This window comes from Mesorhizobium sp. WSM4816, assembly GCF_055811535.1.
In genome coordinates, this window is the sequence record NZ_JBVVQR010000024.1 from 25142 (window position 1) to 41151 (window position 16010).

The 16010-nt window shown below is 65.2% G+C and carries 15 protein-coding genes and 1 pseudogene; 7 read left to right on the forward strand and 9 right to left on the reverse strand.

All coding sequences use genetic code 11. The annotated features are described in order from the left end of the window. Positions 1 to 3: 3 nt before the first annotated feature. Positions 4 to 120: pseudogene (gene clpS / locus AC0L3H_RS22350) on the forward strand (ATP-dependent Clp protease adaptor ClpS); the annotation flags it as partial. A gap of 206 nt (positions 121 to 326) precedes the next feature. Here the strand turns inward: clpS and AC0L3H_RS22355 are convergent. From AC0L3H_RS22355 to AC0L3H_RS22370, 4 genes are read right to left on the reverse strand one after another with little or no spacing between them, the layout of a single operon-like run. Continuing rightward, the gene (locus AC0L3H_RS22355) at positions 327 to 2414 is read right to left on the reverse strand and encodes a hypothetical protein (RefSeq protein WP_473586920.1); all 2088 of its coding nucleotides are present in this window, start codon (positions 2412 to 2414) and stop codon (positions 327 to 329) included. 3 nt (positions 2415 to 2417) lie between these two features. Further along, the gene (locus tag AC0L3H_RS22360; protein ID WP_473586921.1) at positions 2418 to 5243 is read right to left on the reverse strand and encodes a DUF4159 domain-containing protein; all 2826 of its coding nucleotides are present in this window, start codon (positions 5241 to 5243) and stop codon (positions 2418 to 2420) included. After that, a complete protein-coding gene (locus tag AC0L3H_RS22365) occupies positions 5240 to 6154 on the reverse strand; it encodes a DUF58 domain-containing protein (protein ID WP_023799950.1) in 915 nt (304 codons plus the stop codon). The genes AC0L3H_RS22360 and AC0L3H_RS22365 overlap by 4 nt, the downstream gene beginning before the upstream one ends. Beyond that, the gene (locus tag AC0L3H_RS22370; protein WP_023799949.1) at positions 6154 to 7158 is read right to left on the reverse strand and encodes an AAA family ATPase; all 1005 of its coding nucleotides are present in this window, start codon (positions 7156 to 7158) and stop codon (positions 6154 to 6156) included. The genes AC0L3H_RS22365 and AC0L3H_RS22370 overlap by 1 nt, the downstream gene beginning before the upstream one ends. A 146-nt stretch (positions 7159 to 7304) precedes the next feature. Between AC0L3H_RS22370 and AC0L3H_RS22375 the strand changes: the two genes are divergently transcribed. The 3 genes from AC0L3H_RS22375 to AC0L3H_RS22385 all read left to right on the forward strand — a co-directional run bounded on the left by AC0L3H_RS22375 (position 7305) and on the right by AC0L3H_RS22385 (position 9925). Further along, complete coding sequence (locus AC0L3H_RS22375) at positions 7305 to 7934, forward strand: DUF1285 domain-containing protein (protein WP_473586960.1); 630 nt, start codon at positions 7305 to 7307, stop codon at positions 7932 to 7934. A 93-nt stretch (positions 7935 to 8027) separates the two neighbouring features. Further along, entirely contained in the window at positions 8028 to 8660 is a 633-nt protein-coding gene (locus AC0L3H_RS22380; protein ID WP_473586922.1) for a CoA pyrophosphatase, read from the forward strand. Positions 8661 to 8668: 8 nt separating this feature from the next. Beyond that, positions 8669 to 9925, forward strand: coding sequence for a CCA tRNA nucleotidyltransferase (locus AC0L3H_RS22385; RefSeq protein ID WP_473586923.1), 1257 nt, complete (start codon positions 8669 to 8671; stop codon positions 9923 to 9925). Between the two features lie 5 nt (positions 9926 to 9930). On the opposite strand, the gene AC0L3H_RS22390 is transcribed toward AC0L3H_RS22385, so the two are convergent. From AC0L3H_RS22390 to hemF, 3 genes are all read right to left on the reverse strand, one after another. After that, entirely contained in the window at positions 9931 to 10116 is a 186-nt protein-coding gene (locus tag AC0L3H_RS22390) for a DUF1059 domain-containing protein (RefSeq protein ID WP_023799945.1), read from the reverse strand. Positions 10117 to 10386: 270 nt separating this feature from the next. Then, the gene (locus AC0L3H_RS22395; protein WP_473586924.1) at positions 10387 to 10647 is read right to left on the reverse strand and encodes a DUF1344 domain-containing protein; all 261 of its coding nucleotides are present in this window, start codon (positions 10645 to 10647) and stop codon (positions 10387 to 10389) included. A gap of 247 nt (positions 10648 to 10894) precedes the next feature. After that, positions 10895 to 11809 carry an oxygen-dependent coproporphyrinogen oxidase gene (gene hemF / locus AC0L3H_RS22400; protein WP_473586925.1) on the reverse strand — a complete coding sequence of 305 codons (915 nt, stop codon included), beginning with the start codon at positions 11807 to 11809 and terminating at the stop codon, positions 10895 to 10897. 107 nt (positions 11810 to 11916) lie between these two features. On the opposite strand from hemF, the gene AC0L3H_RS22405 reads away from it, so the two are divergent. Further along, positions 11917 to 12174: a hypothetical protein gene (locus AC0L3H_RS22405; protein ID WP_006202578.1), complete on the forward strand. Its 258-nt coding sequence runs from the start codon at positions 11917 to 11919 to the stop codon at positions 12172 to 12174. Here the strand turns inward: AC0L3H_RS22405 and soxR are convergent. Together soxR and AC0L3H_RS22415 are read right to left on the reverse strand one after the other, a co-directional pair. Then, positions 12171 to 12617: a redox-sensitive transcriptional activator SoxR gene (soxR, locus tag AC0L3H_RS22410; protein ID WP_473586926.1), complete on the reverse strand. Its 447-nt coding sequence runs from the start codon at positions 12615 to 12617 to the stop codon at positions 12171 to 12173. The two genes, AC0L3H_RS22405 and soxR, sit on opposite strands and share 4 nt — an antisense overlap. Before the next feature lie 170 nt (positions 12618 to 12787). Beyond that, entirely contained in the window at positions 12788 to 13246 is a 459-nt protein-coding gene (locus tag AC0L3H_RS22415) for a tRNA (cytidine(34)-2'-O)-methyltransferase (protein ID WP_091598453.1), read from the reverse strand. A gap of 417 nt (positions 13247 to 13663) precedes the next feature. Between AC0L3H_RS22415 and AC0L3H_RS22420 the strand changes: the two genes are divergently transcribed. Next, positions 13664 to 14134, forward strand: a complete 471-nt coding sequence (locus tag AC0L3H_RS22420; protein WP_236387485.1) for a hypothetical protein — start codon at positions 13664 to 13666, stop codon at positions 14132 to 14134. Further along, the gene (locus AC0L3H_RS22425; protein ID WP_473586961.1) at positions 14118 to 15992 is read left to right on the forward strand and encodes an ABC transporter ATP-binding protein; all 1875 of its coding nucleotides are present in this window, start codon (positions 14118 to 14120) and stop codon (positions 15990 to 15992) included. Before AC0L3H_RS22420 ends, AC0L3H_RS22425 begins: the two co-directional genes overlap by 17 nt. Positions 15993 to 16010: the final 18 nt, after the last annotated feature.

The window sequence follows — 16010 nt, forward strand, 5'->3', positions numbered from 1 at the left end:
GCCGTCTGCGTCGTCGCCGTCTTCACAAGGGACGTCGCCTCGACCAAGGCGACGCGAGCGACCGATGCCGGCAAGGCCAAGGGCTACCCGCTGATGTTCACGACGGAACCGGAGGAGTAGCGCCCGCTTCCCCTTCTCCCCCTGTGGGAGAAGGTGGATTGGCGCGCAGCGCCAAGACGGTTGAGGGGGCCTGGACGGAGTGCCGTCGCTGCCAAGCTGGAACACCCCCATCCGACCGAGCGGAGCCTGTCCTCGGGCTTGCCGGAGGCAAGACCCGTGGGCTCGGCCACCTTCTCCCACAAGGGTGAGAAGGGGAAGGCGCGTCGCTAACGCCCCTCTCGGTACCACATCGAGCCCAATGCCAGAAGCAGCAGCCCGAGGCCGAGGAACCCGCCGAACAGCGGCACGCGCGAGACGGCCTTCAGCACGCTGTCGTCGGTGGTGCGCAGGCCGATCCAGTCGTTGCCGGCCGCCGCGCCCGTGGGGCGAACCGGGACGACCGACGGCAGCGTCACGCCGCCGGCGAGATTGCCAAGGGTCGACGATTGCGCCAGCCGGCGCACGCTGCCGCCGGTGGCCTCGGCCGGGGCTCTCAGCCGGTTCTCGGTTGAGACGACGTCGGTGAATTCCGGTGCGTTGACCGGGCCGACATGGGCAAGTGCTTTCAGGTCGCCATTGCCGACCTGATAGAGGCCGATCTCGCTCGTCTCGATGCTGCCGAGGAAAACGCCGGGTTCAGCTCTCTCGAGCTTGACGGTCATCGCCTTGCCGGACGGGGTGATGATCTGCGCCGGGCCGGGATCGTCGCTCATCGTCTGGCGGCGGATTTCCAGCATCATGCCGCGGCCGTCGGCAGTCAGCCGCTCCTCCTCGAGTTCGGGCTCCTTCATCAGCCAGTGGGCGATGCGGCGATAGAGCTGGACATGCGGGCCGCCGCCCTCGAAGCCGCGCGCCCACAACCAGCCCTGGTCGGATAAAAACATGCCGACGCGGCCTTCACCCTTGCGGTCGAGCAGCAGCAGCGGTCGGTTGTCGGCGCCCTTCATCACCGCCTCGCCCCCGGGGTTCTCGACGCCGATGGTGCGGAACCAGCGGCTCCAGTGCGGCGGTTCGGTGGCGGAGCCGTCAAGCCCGCGCGTCACCGGATGGCGCTGGCCGAGCTCGGTAAGGCGCGGATAAAAGGCCTTTTCGACGACTTCGCCGGTCGGCATCGCCGGCAGCGCCGACATCAAAGGCGTGCGGGCGATGGAACTTTCGCCGGCATATTCGGGTCCTGCCGCGATCAGCAGCGCGCCGCCCTTTTCAACATATTCGGCGATGTAGTCGTAATAGAGGACCGGCAGCACGTCGCGGTGCTGGTAGCGGTCGAAGATGATCAGGTCGAAATCCTTGATCTTCTCGACGAACAGTTCGCGCGTCGGGAAGGCGATCAGCGACAATTCGTTGATCGGCGTGCCGTCCTGCTTTTCCGGCGGCCGCAGAATGGTGAAGTGGACCAGATCGACCGAGGCGTCGGATTTCAGCAAATTGCGCCAGGTGCGTTCGCCGGCATGCGGTTCGCCGGAAACCAGCAGCACGCGCAAATTCTCGCGGATGCCGTCGATCAGCGCGATGGCGCGGTTGTTGGTGTCGGTGAGCTCGTCGGGCTCGGGATCGATGGCGAGCTCGACGATGTTGCGGCCGCCGCCGGGAATGGTCACCTGCAGCGGCATGGCCTGGCCGATGGTGGCGCGCTCGACCGAGACCTGCTCGCCATTGACCGAGACGCGCACATCGACCGAGCCGGCCTCGTTGTTGGTGCCGATGACGCGATAGGTCATTTCCAGCGGCTTGCCGACCAGACCGAAACGCGGCGCATTCTCGAAGCGGATGCGGCGATCCTTTTCCTGGTCGTTGCCGGTGATCAGCGCGTGCAGCGGCGCGTTGAAGTCGGGCGTGCCGCCTGGGGCGTCATGCACCTCGCCGTCGGTGATCATGACGGCACCGCCGATGCGCGAAGGCGGCACGTCGCGGAAAGCGCTCTCAAGCGCCCCGAAAAGCCGCGTTTCGGTGCGCTCCTCGGCGGCTTCCGACTTGCCGGCCTCGACGACGCGGATGTCGAACTGCTTGAAGCGGCCGAGGCGCTGCTGAAGCCCGGCCAGCGCCTCGTCGGTCTGCCTGGTGCGCTCGCCAATGTCCTGGCTCTGGCTGCGGTCGACGACGACGGCGACGACGCTTTTCAGCGCCTCGCGCTCTTCGTCGAGCAACACCGGGTTGAGCAGGGCCGCAGTCAGCGCCAGCAGGGCGGCAAAACGGAACACCGCGCCACGCTGGCGGAACCACAGGCCGACCAATGCCAGCAGCAACAGTGGCGCCAGCACCAGGCCGAGCAGCGGCCAGGAGATGAGCGGTTCGAAGGCGAGCGACAAGTTCATGGCTTACTGCCCCAGCCGTTCGAGCAGCACCGGCACATGCACCTGATCGGATTTGTAGTTGCCGGTCAGCATGTACATCATGATGTTGACGCCGGCGCGCAGCGCATAAATGCGCTGCATCGGATCCGACGGCACGGTCGGCAAAAGCGGGTCGCCATTCTCGTCGACCGCCCAGGCGCCGGCGAAATCATTGGCGGTGATCATGATCGGCGAGACGCCGTCGCCGGTGCGTACCGGGCGGTTCTCGGTGTTGCTGGCTTCGAGCGACGCCGCGACCCAGAGCGGGCCACCGGCGAAGCGTCCGGGAAACTCAGGCAGGATGTAAAAGGATTTGGTCAGCACATGGTCCGACGGCACCGGCTCCAGCGCCGGCACGTTGAGGTTGCCGAGGATGTCGCGCAGCCGCTCCGTCGCCGGGCTGGCCTGCTCCGCGCCGATGCCGGTGGCGAACTGGTCGCGCGTGTCGAACAGCACCGTGCCGCCCTGCTGCATATAGGCGTCGACGCGGGCGATCGCGGCCTGGCTCGGCATCGGCGCGGCAGGATCGATCGGCCAATAGATCAGCGGATAGAAGGCAAGCTGGTCCTTCGAGATATCGACGCTGGCCGGCGCCCCCGGCTCGAGCGCGGTCTTCTCGATCAGGAAGCGGGTCAGGCCCTCCAGCCCGGCCTGGCTGATCGAATCGACGCTCCGGTCGCCGGTCTGCACATAGCCGATCCGGGTTTTCGAAATGTCCTCGATCGCCCGCTCATCACCGGGTTTGGCATCGTCGGCGCGGGCGATGTCGGTGTGGCCGACCAGGGCGCCGAGCGCAATCAGCAGGGCGGCGGTGGTTGCGGCGGCTTTGCCGGCGCGGCGCGGCCGGCGCGATAACAGGCCGCCCATCCAGAACACCGCCAGCGTATCAAGGACCATCAGCAGGAGAGCTGCCGCCACCAACGGGCCCTTCAAATTGTGCGATTCGTCGAAAGCGTACTGGACGGTGGTGACCGGCACGGTGATCTGAGGACGGACCAGCGGCGCCAAGCGGCTTTCGGCATTGAGCAGATTGTGAGCGATGACGCCGGTGTCGGAGCCATACAGGCCGGGCGGATTCTCGAACGTCACCGGCAGCGGGCCGGCACCCGGCACCAGCGGCCGTGCATCCGGCGTCGGCGGCACCAGCGTGCCATCGGCTGATATCATGCGGTAGGGCGCCAGTGAGGCGGCGGCGGCTTCGGCATTGGCGACCGCCGCACCCTGGTTGCGCGACAGTTGCACGATGCGGCGCAGCATCTCGACGAAGCTGCCGGAGATCGGCAGGTTCGACCAGGTCGCCTCCGGCGTGACATGGAACAGGACGAGCGTGCCTTTGCCCTTCTTCATACCGGTCACCAGCGGCGTGCCGTCGGCAAGCGTCGCCCAGCTGCGCTCGACGATATCGGGCGTCGGCTCGGCCAGCACCTGCCTGGTGACGGTGACCTCGGCCGGCGGAGCGAGATCGGCGAAGGGGCCGGTCTTCGGAAAATCGGTGACCGGCTGCGGCGTCGTCCACGACAGCGCGCCGCCGAGCGAGCGCTCGCCGGTGCGCAGCCTGACCGGCAGCAGGTCGTCGTCATTGCCGGCGGCGACCAGCCGCGAGCCGGCGAATCGCACCAGCGTGCCGCCATTGTCGACCCAGTCGACCAGCCTTTGCCGCACCGGCTGCGGAATGGTGCCGACATCGGCCATGACGATCATCGCCGGCTTCTGGTCGAGGAGCTGCGGGATGGCGTCGGCAAGGTCGGCGCTCGACGGCTCGGCCAGATCGGCGAAGGGCTGCAGCGCGCGGCGGATGTAGTACAGCGGCGACAGAAGCGGCTGCGCCTGGTCGGCTTCGGCCTGCGACAGCAGTCCGACGCGGCGGCGCTTGGAACTCTCGTCGAGCACGCGGACGGCACCGGCCTGCCGCTGACCGTCGAGCGCGATCGAGGCGAAGTCGTTGCGCAGCTCGAACGGCACCGCCATCGTGCCGGTGGCGGTGGATTCGCCCGGTGAGAAGGTCAGCGTGGCGTCGGCGATGCGGCGGCCCTTGTCGTCGAAGGCGCCGGCGGTCACCTGAGCCGGCGCCGGATCGCCCGGCGCGCGGATTGCGGTCAGCTCGAAGCCGTCCACCTGGTTGTCGGCGCCAGTCAGGCCGATCAAGCCAGGCCGGTCGGAGGCGGCCCAGACGACACGGGCGGCGTTCTTAGACAGAAGCGTGTTGAAGGCGGCCTCGTCGCCTTCCGCCGCCAGACCGTCGGCGAGCACGGCGACGCTGGCGCCCGGCAAGCTCTCCAGGGTTGTCGCGACGCGGGCATAGACGGCCGGGCGGTCGGTCGGGATCGGCCGCGGCTTTGCCGCGCGCAGCCGGTCGAGCGCGGTGGCGGCGTCGAACGGGCCGATCTCGGCATTCGGTTTTTCGGCGGTGAAGGCGATGATGACAGGCACGTCGTTGGAGCTGGCATCGGTGATCAGCCGTTCGGCAGTGGCGACGCGCTGGCCCCAGTCGGCGGCACTTGCCCAGTCATTGTCGATGACCAGCGCAAGAGCGGTGCCCTCGGCCGGCAGTCTTTCACGCGGATTGAAGACAGGTTCGGCCAGAGCCGCAACGATAAGGGCCGCCATCAGCAGCCTGAGCAGCGTCAGCCACCACGGGCTCTGCTGCGGCGTCTCCTCGCGCTTCAGCACGCGGGCCAGGATCTTCAGCGGCGGGAAGACCTCGGTCTGCGGCTTGGGCGGGGTGAACCGCAAAAGCCACCAGATCACCGGCAGGGCCAGAAGGCCCCACAGCACCATCGGCGCCCCGAAGGAGAGCGGCAGCCAGCTCATGCGCGGATCCTCCCGGCTGAGCTGCCATCGACGGTCATCGCCATGTGGACACGCACCAGCGCATCGGAGGCGAGGCGGTCGGTGTGGTTGACGGTAAAGCTCCAGCCGAGGCGCTTGCACCAGTCGGTCAGTTCCTGGCGGCGGGCGATGTAAAGCAGTCGGTAGTCATCGCCCAGCGTTTCGGCGCGGCCCGCGGTCAGCTTGTCGCCGGTCTCGGGATCGGTGAATTCGGTGCGGCCGGCATAGGGGAATCTCTCCTCGGCCGGGTCGGCGACCTCGATCAGATGGGCACGCACGCCGTGGCGGGCGAGCACGTCAAGCCAGGCGATGGTGTCCTCGACCGGATCGAGGAAGTCGCTGACGATGACGATGTCGCAGAAGCGGCGGATTGCGGACAGGTCGGGCTTTGCCGGCAATTCGCCGGCATGGCTGAGTTGTGCTGCGATCCGCTCGGCGCCGTTGCGGGCGGTGAACGGATCGGTCAGCCCGGGCCAGGCGATGCGCTCGCCGCTGCGCGACAGAAGCTCGGCCATGGCCAGCGCCAGCACCAGCGCGCGGGACTCCTTCGAGACCGTGGCGCCGGTCGATTTGTAGAGCATGGAAGGCGAGGGATCTGCCCACAGCCACACCGTATGGGCGGCCTCCCATTCGCGGTCTCGCACATAGATGTGGTCGTCGCGGGCCGAGCGGCGCCAGTCGATGCGCGAGGAGTCGCCCTCGACATAGGGCCGGAACTGCCAGAAATTCTCGCCGATGCCGCGCTTGCGGCGGCCGTGCCAGCCGGCGATCACCGTGTTGACGATGCGACGCGCCTCGACTAGCAGGTCCGGCACCAGCGATGCCCGCAACCGGCCGCGGGCGAGCGCGTCACGCGTCGCCGCCGGAGCCTGGGCCTCGCCTATACGCGCCATCAGATGCCTTTTGCCAGTTTCGCCACCACGTCGCGCACGGTCGTGCCCTCGGCACGGGCGGCAAAGGTCAGCGCCATGCGGTGCTGCAGCACCGGCTCGGCCAGCGCTCTGATATCGTCGATCGACGGCGCCAGCCGTCCGTCATAAAGGGCGCGGGCGCGGGCGCACAGTGTCAGCGACTGGCTGGCGCGCGGGCCCGGGCCCCAGGCGACGTGCTTGTCGGTCTCGGCATTGCCCTGGCCGGGGCGCGCCGAGCGCACCAGTTGGAGGATCGCCTCGACGACGCTTTCCGGCACCGGCATGCGGCGAATGAGGGTCTGGATCTCCTTCAGCCGCGCCGGCTGCAGCACGTTCTGCGCCTTGGCGTCCTCAATGCCGGTGGTCTCCAGGAGGATGCGGCGCTCCGCCTCGATTTCCGGATAGAGGATGTCGACTTGCATCAGGAAACGGTCAAGCTGCGCCTCGGGCAGCGGATAGGTACCCTCCTGCTCCAGCGGGTTCTGCGTCGCCAGCACGTGGAAGGGCGCCGGCAGGTCATGGCGGACACCGGCAATGGTGACGTGGTATTCCTGCATCGCCTGCAGCAGCGCCGACTGGGTGCGCGGCGAGGCGCGGTTGATCTCGTCGGCCATCAGCAGTTGCGCGAAGATCGGCCCGGAGATGAAGCGGAACGAGCGCTTGCCGAATTCGTCCTGCTCCATCACCTCGGAGCCGAGAATATCGGACGGCATCAGGTCGGGCGTGAACTGGATGCGGCGGGAATCGAGGCCGAGCACGATGCCCAGCGTCTCGACCAGCTTGGTCTTGGCGAGGCCGGGCACGCCGACCAGCAGCGCATGGCCGCCTGCCAGCAGCGCCACCAGCGTGCGTTCGACGACGCTTTCCTGGCCGAAGATGACGCGGCCGACGCCCTCGCGAACCCTGGAAATGTCGGCCAGCGCCGTCTCGGCCAGGGCGATCATGTCCTCTTCGCTGATCGGGCTTTCCTTGATCATCACGCTCATGCAGCATCGATCCTTCTCGTTGGAAATACCGGCTTGCAGCTTCGACGCCACAGAGTGCCGCGATTCGGCCTCGCGTGGCGCCTGTCTTTGAACTTAAATCACTGACTTAGGCTGACAAGCGGAACAACAGTGACTATTTCGTGACCATGACAGAACGCGCCGAAGATCGTGAAGGAAGTTTGACGACCGCGACCGCGGCGCTCGGACTGGAGGCGCTGATCTCGCGTGCCGCCCGCGCGGGCAAAGGACCGGCGCCGGTGGATCGTTGGAATCCGGCCTTTTGCGGCGATCTCGACATGGAGATCAGACAGGACGGCACCTGGTTCTACCAGGGCACGCCGATCGGCCGCATGCCGCTGGTGCAGCTGTTTTCCTCCGTGCTGCGCAAGGACGAAGACGGCAGGACCTACCTGGTGACGCCGGTGGAAAGGGTCGGCATCCGCGTCGTCGATGCGCCGTTCATCGCCGTCGAGATGGATGTTTGCGGCACCGGCGATGGCCAGGTCATCACCTTTCGTACCAATGTCGGCGATGTGGTCGAGGCCGGGCTGGAGCATCCGCTGCGCTTTGTCGACGAGGAGGCAACCGGCGGGCTGAAACCCTATGTTCTGGTGCGCGGACGGCTGGAGGCGCTGGTGGCGCGGCCGGTCATGTATGAATTGGTCGAGCATGGCGAGGAGATCGAGGTCGGCGGCCGAAGGATGTTTGCGGTCCGCTCGAAAGGTGCGGTCTATCCGATCATGCCGGCGGAAAAACTGCAGCGGCTGAGCGCATGAGAGGGCGACGCCAAATGGACCGGGGCCAAATGGACCGGGGCCAAATGAACCGGGGCATGATGGACCAGGTGACGCGATGAACCAGGTGACACTATGGACCAAGTGACGCCGGCGCCGTTTTCGGCCGAGGATTTTCGCGCCCGCGTCGCGGCGCAGCCGCTGGCGCATGCCGCTGACGACTATGGTGACCATCGCTTCAACCCGGGACATCCGCGTTTGAAGCTCGCAAAGGCGCTGCGCGATGCCGCCGTGCTGATCCCGGTGGTCGATCACGGGCGCGACGCAACGCTTCTGCTGACCAAGCGGGCGGAAAAGCTGCGCAACCATTCGGGGCAGGTGGCCTTTCCCGGAGGCACGATCGATCCTACCGACCCGAGCCCGGAGGCGGCGGCATTGCGCGAGACATTCGAGGAGATCGGGCTTGGCCAGGATCGGGTCGAGATCATCGGCCGCATGCCCGATTACGTCTCCGGCAGCGGCTACCGGATCGCCCCGGTGCTGGGAATAGTGCGGCCGGACTTTTCGCTGACGCTGAATTCCGATGAGGTCGACGCCGCCTTCGAAGTGCCGCTGCGCTTTCTGATGGACCCGGCCAACCACGGCCGCGACAGCCGCATGTGGAACGATCTCGAATGGGTCTTCTACGAAATGCCCTATGACGGACAACACATCTGGGGCGTCACCGCGGGCATCATCCGCACGCTCTATGAAAGGCTCTATACGTGAGCGGCCGGATGTCGCTCGCGGGCAAAGCCGACTGGCTCGGGGAACGGCATTTGCAGCGGCTGCTGGCGGCTTTGTCGGATGGCGGCGAGGAGGCGCGCGTCGCCGGCGGTGCGGTGCGCAATGCGCTCATCGGCCAGCCGGTCGCCGACGTCGATATCGCCACCACGACCGTGCCTGACGAGACCATCCGCCGCGCCGAGGCGGCAGGCTTCAAGGCGGTGCCGACCGGCATCGAGCACGGCACCATCACCATTGTCGCCGGCGGCAAGCCGTTCGAGGTGACCACGCTGCGCGCCGACATCGAGACCGACGGTCGGCGGGCAAAAGTGTCGTTCGGACGCGACTGGAAAGCCGATGCGGAACGGCGCGATTTCACCATCAACGCGCTCTATGCCGAGGCCGACGGCACGATCGTCGACCTGGTCGGCGGCATTGCCGATATCGAGGCGCGCCGGCTGCGCTTCATCGGCGATCCGGAGGCGCGCATCCGCGAGGATTATCTGCGCATCCTGCGCTTTTTCCGCTTCTTCGCCTGGTATGGCGACGGCCGGCCGGATGCCGAAGGGCTGAAGGCTTGCGCCCGGCTCAAGGAGGGGCTTGGCCAACTCTCGGTCGAGCGCGTCTGGTCCGAACTGAAGAAGCTGCTGTCGGCCCCCGATCCATCGCGCGCCCTGCTGTGGATGCGCCAGGCGGGCGTGCTCACCAGCGTTCTGCCGGAGAGCGAGAAATGGGGCATCGATGCGATCCATGCGCTGACCAGGGCGGAGAAGGATCTCGGCTGGGCGCCGGACCCGCTGCTCAGGCTGGAAGCGATCGTGCCACCGGACGCAGCGCGGATGAAGACGCTCGCTGAGCGGTTGAGGTTCTCCGTCAGCGACGCCGGTCGCCTCAGGCAGTGGGCGCTGACAGCGCCCGTCGAGCCGAAGACGACCGAAGCGGGACTCGCAAAACGGCTCTATCGCGGCGATCGTCAAGGCATAGTCGATCGCTTGCGGCTGTCGCTCGCTTCCGCTCGAGCCCGCGCCGTCGAGGACAACGACGCGCTGCTCGAAGCTGGCGGCGTCTCGCGGCTGCTGGCCTTTGCCGGAAAATGGAAAAAGCCCGGCTTTCCGCTCAAGGGCGCCGATCTGACGAGGCTTGGCGCGTCGCCTGGGCCGAAACTCGGCGCAACCCTGAAGAACCTCGAAAACGAGTGGATCGAGTCCGGCTTTGCGCTGGATCGCGGCGCACTTCTCAAGCGCGCCACAGAAGCACTCGAAAATTAGGCAAATCAGGCCGCGTCGCGAGCCTTTTCGATGCGCGAACGGATCGCTTCGATCATCGTTTCGCGAATGATCGTCTCGCCATGCGTCTCACGCATATGCTCGACGGCGCGCCGCATGATCTCGGCTTCCTCGTCGGCGCGCGTATGCCAGTCACAACCCGGAACCAGCGAGCCGCAGTGGAATTCCTTCATCGGATTTCTCCCTTTTCCTCCTCGGAGCGCCGCATCTGCTCTGACACGGAAGCTCCAGCACCTTTGATCGACGCATGATCTCTGTCGGAACCGGTTCGGTTTTCGGGTCATGCGCTGGCCGAACCAGCATAACACGATCGAATGGTTTTGGTTGCTGCAGAGACCGAAAAAGGCGGAGCATCGCTGCTCCGCCCTTTTGACGCTACCCCGGAGACAAGACTGTGTCTTGCTCTGGAGGCAAGACCTCGTCTTGCTCCCGCGGGCAGGCCATCACTTCACGATCGTGACTGCCTCGGCAATTTTGTGCTTGCCGCTCATGTCCCACGAAACGCGGACCTTTTCGCCAGCCTTCAGGCCAGGATTCTTGAAGGCCTTGGGCAGCGTAAAGGTAGATCCGTTATCCAGAACAAGGCTCATCGCCGTTCCATCGTAAGTCTTGATCGTGCCCGTGGTGTGCTTGACCGCTGCGAAGGCAGCGCCACCAGAGGCAAGAACGGCAGCAGCCGCAACCGACATAATAAGCTTGCGCATGGCATGCTCTCCTGGAAAATGAGGGCACCATTTTGGGAAGGTGCCCTACTTAATCATGGGCCGTCCAGTCGCGTCGGGTCGCGGTTCCAGGGAGGCGAGAACCGCCGGCGTTTCCCGGCCCGTAACGAAAAATAGTCTTGCTTTTTCAAATGGATATTAGACGAAAAAGATATTCTGCGCGCCACATTCGCCGCCAGAATCCTGCGATTTGGACCCGATTGCGACTCACGTCCAACTCACCGAGATTTTACGGCCATTTCACCTCTGGCGGCAGGCTGGACAGGATCGCGGCAACGTTGCCGCCGGTCTTCAGCCCAAAGATGGTGCCGCGATCGTGAAGCAAGTTGAATTCGACATAGCGGCCGCGGCGAATGAGCTGTTCTTCACGGTCGCCGTCGGTCCAGTTGTCGTTGAAATTGGCCCGCACCAGATGCCCGTAGACGACGAGAAAAGTGCGCCCGACATCCTGGACGAAGTTGAAATCGGCGTTCCAGCCGCCTCTGTCCTCGTCCGAATGCAGCCAGTCGAAGAAGATGCCGCCGGTGCCGCGCGGTTCGTTGCGGTGCGGCAGATAGAAATACTCGTCGCACCAGGCCTTGAATTTCGCGTGGTCGGCGACGCCAGCGTGCTTCTCGCAGGCAAATTGCATGGCGCGGTGGAAGGCGATCGTGTCCGGGTCCTCCTGGGTGCGGCGACGGTCGAGCACCGGCGTCAGGTCGGCGCCGCCGCCGAACCACTGGCGCGAGGTTACGACCATGCGCGTGTTCATGTGCACCGCCGGCACGTTGGGGTTCCACGGATGGGCGATCAGCGAAATGCCGCTCGCCCAGAAGCGCGGGTCCTCCTCGGCGCCCGGCATCTGCTTCCTGAACTCCGGCGAGAACTCGCCGTAGACCGTCGAGGTGTGGACGCCGACCTTCTCGAAGACGCGGCCGCGCATCATCGACATGGTGCCGCCGCCGCCCTTGCCGGCGTCGCGCTGCCACGGCGTCTTTTCGAAGCGGCCGGGCGACCATGAAGCCTGCGGCCCCTGCAGGTCCTGTTCGATCTGCTCGAAGGCGGCGCAGATGCGCTCGCGCAGCGTCTCGAACCACAGCCGCGCCTTCATCTTCTTCTGTTCGATGTCGGCCGGCAGCCCCGCCGGTATTTCGGGTCGTTGCAAATGCTGTCTCCGGTTGTCGGGGGCGTACCCCGACAAATGACTCGTCTTTTCCGGCCGCGATCCCTAATCTCTTAGGTGCAAGGGTCAAGTGTGAATGGAGTTCTTTCGTGCGCACTCCGGCAAGACCGCCGCTGGATGGCCTGAAGAAGAGGCTCGACCGTTCGCGCGCCGAGCGCGAGCGCATGCCGCGCGACGGGTTTTTGCGCGAGACCTTCGTCCTGCCGCGCTCCGATGCGCGGCTCAAGGCGAAGGAATGGTTCGAGCGCTTTCCCAAGCAGGCCTACTGGACCGAAATCGAAAGCTGGTTCGAGCGGCCGGGCGACGTCATCGAATTCACCATCAGGCGATTGCCGGCGGCGGATTAGCGAGTGACCAACAACCGCCTTGCGCCCGGGCCTTGGGCGCTCAGCCGGTCTTCCTTGTTGCGCAGCGGGCACTTGTCGATCGACATGCAGCCGCAGCCGATGCAGTCGGTCAGCCCGTCGCGCAGCTTCTTCAACTGGGCAATCTTGCGATCGAGCTGGTCGCGCCAGGCGGTTGAAAGCACATTCCAGTCCCCGCGCGTCGGCGTGCGGCCTTCAGGCAGCGATGCCAATGCCTCGCCGATCTCGGCCAGCGAGATGCCGACCTCCTGTGCCACCTTGATGATCGCCACCCGCCGCAGCACGTCGCGGCCGTAGCGCCGCTGGTTGCCTGATGTGCGGTGGCTGCGGATCAATCCGCGCGCCTCGTAGAAATGCAGCGCCGACACTGCCACCCCGCTGCGCGTGGCCACCTGGCCGACCGTCAATTCCGTCACCGCAACCATTCGAACTTTTCCGCTTGACCTCAAGTTAAGTTGAGCTTGTAACGAAGAAACCCTTGATATGCAAACCGCAGGAGAAGGCGATGTGCGCCTGGGTGAGAATGACAAGTGGCGGTGCGGTCGTCGGCGAGAAAGCCGCCATAATCGCTGCACCCGCTGAGGATCTGCAAATCCTATCCGAGCTGCCGGATCGCCTCGCCGGCCACCATCGCGACGGAAAGCGCGACGTTGATGCTGCGCGCGCCCGGCTGCATCGGGATGATCAGTCGCGCATCCGCCGCTTCGTGGACAGGGTCAGGCACGCCTGCGGATTCGCGGCCGAACAGAAGAATGTCGGCATCGGCGAAGGCGAAATCGGTGTAGGCGGTCGCGGCTCTGGTCGACAGCAGCACCAGCCGCCGCGCTTCGCCTCTGCGCCAGTGCTCGAAGGCTTGCCAGTCGACATGCCGGGTCAGCGCCGCCATTTCGAGATAATCCATGCCGGCCCGTTTCAGCGCCCGGTCGGAGAGCGGGAAGCCGGCCGGTTCGATGATGTCGACGCCGAGACCGAGGCAAGCCGCGAAGCGCAGGATTGTCCCGGTGTTGCCGGCGATATCCGGCTGGTAGAGCGCGATGCGGAGACGGTTGTTCATTTCCGCATCCTTCTAATAAGTGGCAGATCGGCCACAACAGGTTCGCGGTTTTGGAAATTTCTGGACCGGCGGGTGGTCATTTTCTGCGAAGTCGGTTATACGCCGGGCATTGTCAACCCGAACCGATGGAGGGGTAATTCATGATGATCATGCACATCCAGCGCCCCTCATGTGGGCTTACCAGCCTGCCGGCGGTTTCGGTTCGACGATTCTCCTGACCTTTTAGATTTCGATCGCACCGATTCTTAGCCGAAACCCTTTTTCGGTCTTCGAAGGAATCCTGCGATGTTTTTCAAGCTGTCGAAGGGGCTGAACGCCCCGCCTGAGCACGCCGCTGTTCAACCCCCGCCTTTCGCTGGCCATTCACCTGCGAACAGGCCGGATTTTCTTCCCTATTTTCACATGGAGGACGGACCGATGTTCGATCCCTGCAAAATTCCCGGCTCAAGAAACCTGCACGAGCGCAGGATGGCGACCTGGGCGCTGTTGGTTGGCGAAACCTACTCGTCGGCGGTTCACGCCGAAACCCGCCGGCGCCCACATCGCGGCATGCTGCCGGACGTCGATTTCTCGCGCGCGGTTCCCGACCGCAGCCGGCCGTCGCTGGTGCGCCGGATCATCAGGCTGATCCGCCCTGGCGCAAAAACCGGCGCGAAACTCCGGGTCGTCGACACAGCGCTGTCAGGATCGTCAAACGAGCCTGTCGGCGAAAAGCCCGCGACATCCTATATTGCGCGAAGCAGGATCGGCGGCCCGGGTGATTCCGGGACGCCGGTCCTTGCTGCCACGCGAACCATGACGCCATGCGCTCCCAGGACGCTACGCACTCCCGCGCGGCGTGAGCGAAAACGAGCATGTGAGTACCAAGACAATGTTCCGCTGGTTTGAAACAAGGCTCGATCCGTTCCCTGCCGAGGAGCCGGTCGAGCCGCCGAAGACGCTGATCGCCTTCTGCGTCCACTATACGCGCGGCGCGTGGCCCTACATCGCAATCGATGCGATGCTGGTGACGGCTATCGCCCTTGCCGAGGTGTGGATGTTCGGCTTCATGGGCCGGATCGTCGACTGGCTGTCGGTGCAGAATCGCGAGACATTCCTGCAGACCGAGGGCTGGAAGCTCGCAGGCATGGCTTTCATCGTGATTTTCGCGCTGCCGGCGACGGTCTGGTTCCATGCGCTCCTCAACCAGCAGACGCTGATGGGCAACTATCCGATGCGTATCCGCTGGCAGGTGCATCGCTATCTGCTCAAGCAGTCGATGGCCTTCTACCAGGACGAGTTCGCCGGACGCATCGCGACCAAGCTGATGCAGACGGCGCTCGCCGTGCGCGAATGCGTCATCAAGCTCATCGACGTGCTCAATTATGTCGTGGTCTATTTCCTCGGCATGCTGTTGATTGTCGGCTCGGCCGACTGGCGGCTGGCGGCACCGCTTGCCGTCTGGCTTGCCGGCTATGTCTTGCTGCTGCGCTATTTCATCCCGCGATTGGGCAAGGTCGGCGAGGAGCAGGCCAACGCGCGCTCGACCATGACCGGCCGCGTCGTCGACAGCTACTCCAACATCCAGACGGTCAAGCTGTTCTCGCATGCGCGGCGCGAGGCGTCCTTCGCCCGGGAAGGCATGGCCAGCTTTCTCGATACGGTCTACCGGTCGATGCGGCTGGTGACGCAGCTCTACGGCCTGCTCTACGTCCTCAACTCACTGCTGTTGTTTTCGGTCACTGCGATCTCGCTGTGGCTGTGGCTCGGCCAGGTGGTGACGATCGGCGCCGTCGCCCTGGTCATCGGCCTCGTGCTTCGGCTCTGGGGCATGTCGCAGTGGATCATGTGGGAGATGTCCACCCTGTTCGAGAATATCGGCACGGTGCAGGACGGCATCAGCTCGATCTCGCTGCCGCGCGTCGTCGAAGACAGGCCGGGCGCCAAGGACATTGTCGTGACCAAGGGCGAGATCCGTTTCGAGGACATCCGCTTCCACTACGGCAAGCAGAAAGGCATGATCGAACGCCTGTCGCTGACGGTGAAGCCGGGCGAAAAGGTCGGCATCGTCGGCCGCTCGGGCGCCGGCAAGTCGACGCTGGTCAACCTGCTGTTGCGCTTCTACGACCTTGAAAGCGGCAGGATCCTGATCGACGGCCAGGAAATCGCGGCGGTGACGCAGGATTCGCTGCGCGCCCAGATCGCCATGGTCACGCAGGATACCTCGCTGCTGCATCGCTCGGTGCGCGAGAACATCCTTTATGGCCGACCGGACGCCAGCAACGAGATGCTGGTCGAGGCAGCACGCCGCGCCGAGGCGCTTGATTTCATATCAAGGCTTTCGGACGCCAGTGGCCGCACCGGTTTCGATGCGCATGTCGGCGATCGTGGCGTCAAATTGTCAGGCGGCCAGCGCCAACGCATCGCGATTGCCCGTGTCATGCTGAAGGACGCCCCGATCCTCATCCTCGACGAGGCGACGTCTGCGCTCGATTCAGAGGCCGAGGCGGCGATCCAGGAGAACCTTTATAAGCTCATGCAAGGCAAGACCGTCATCGCCATCGCGCACCGGCTCTCGACCATCGCGGCGATGGACCGGCTCGTCGTCATGGACAAGGGCCGCGTCATCGAGGAGGGTTCGCATGAGCAACTCGTTGCCAGCGGCGGGCTCTATGCGCAGCTTTGGCAGCGTCAGTCGGGCGGCTTCCTGCTCGACGAGGGTGCGGCCGCCAACGATGCCATTGTGAAGGGTCAAGCAGCGGAATGATGGGCAGCAGAATGATGG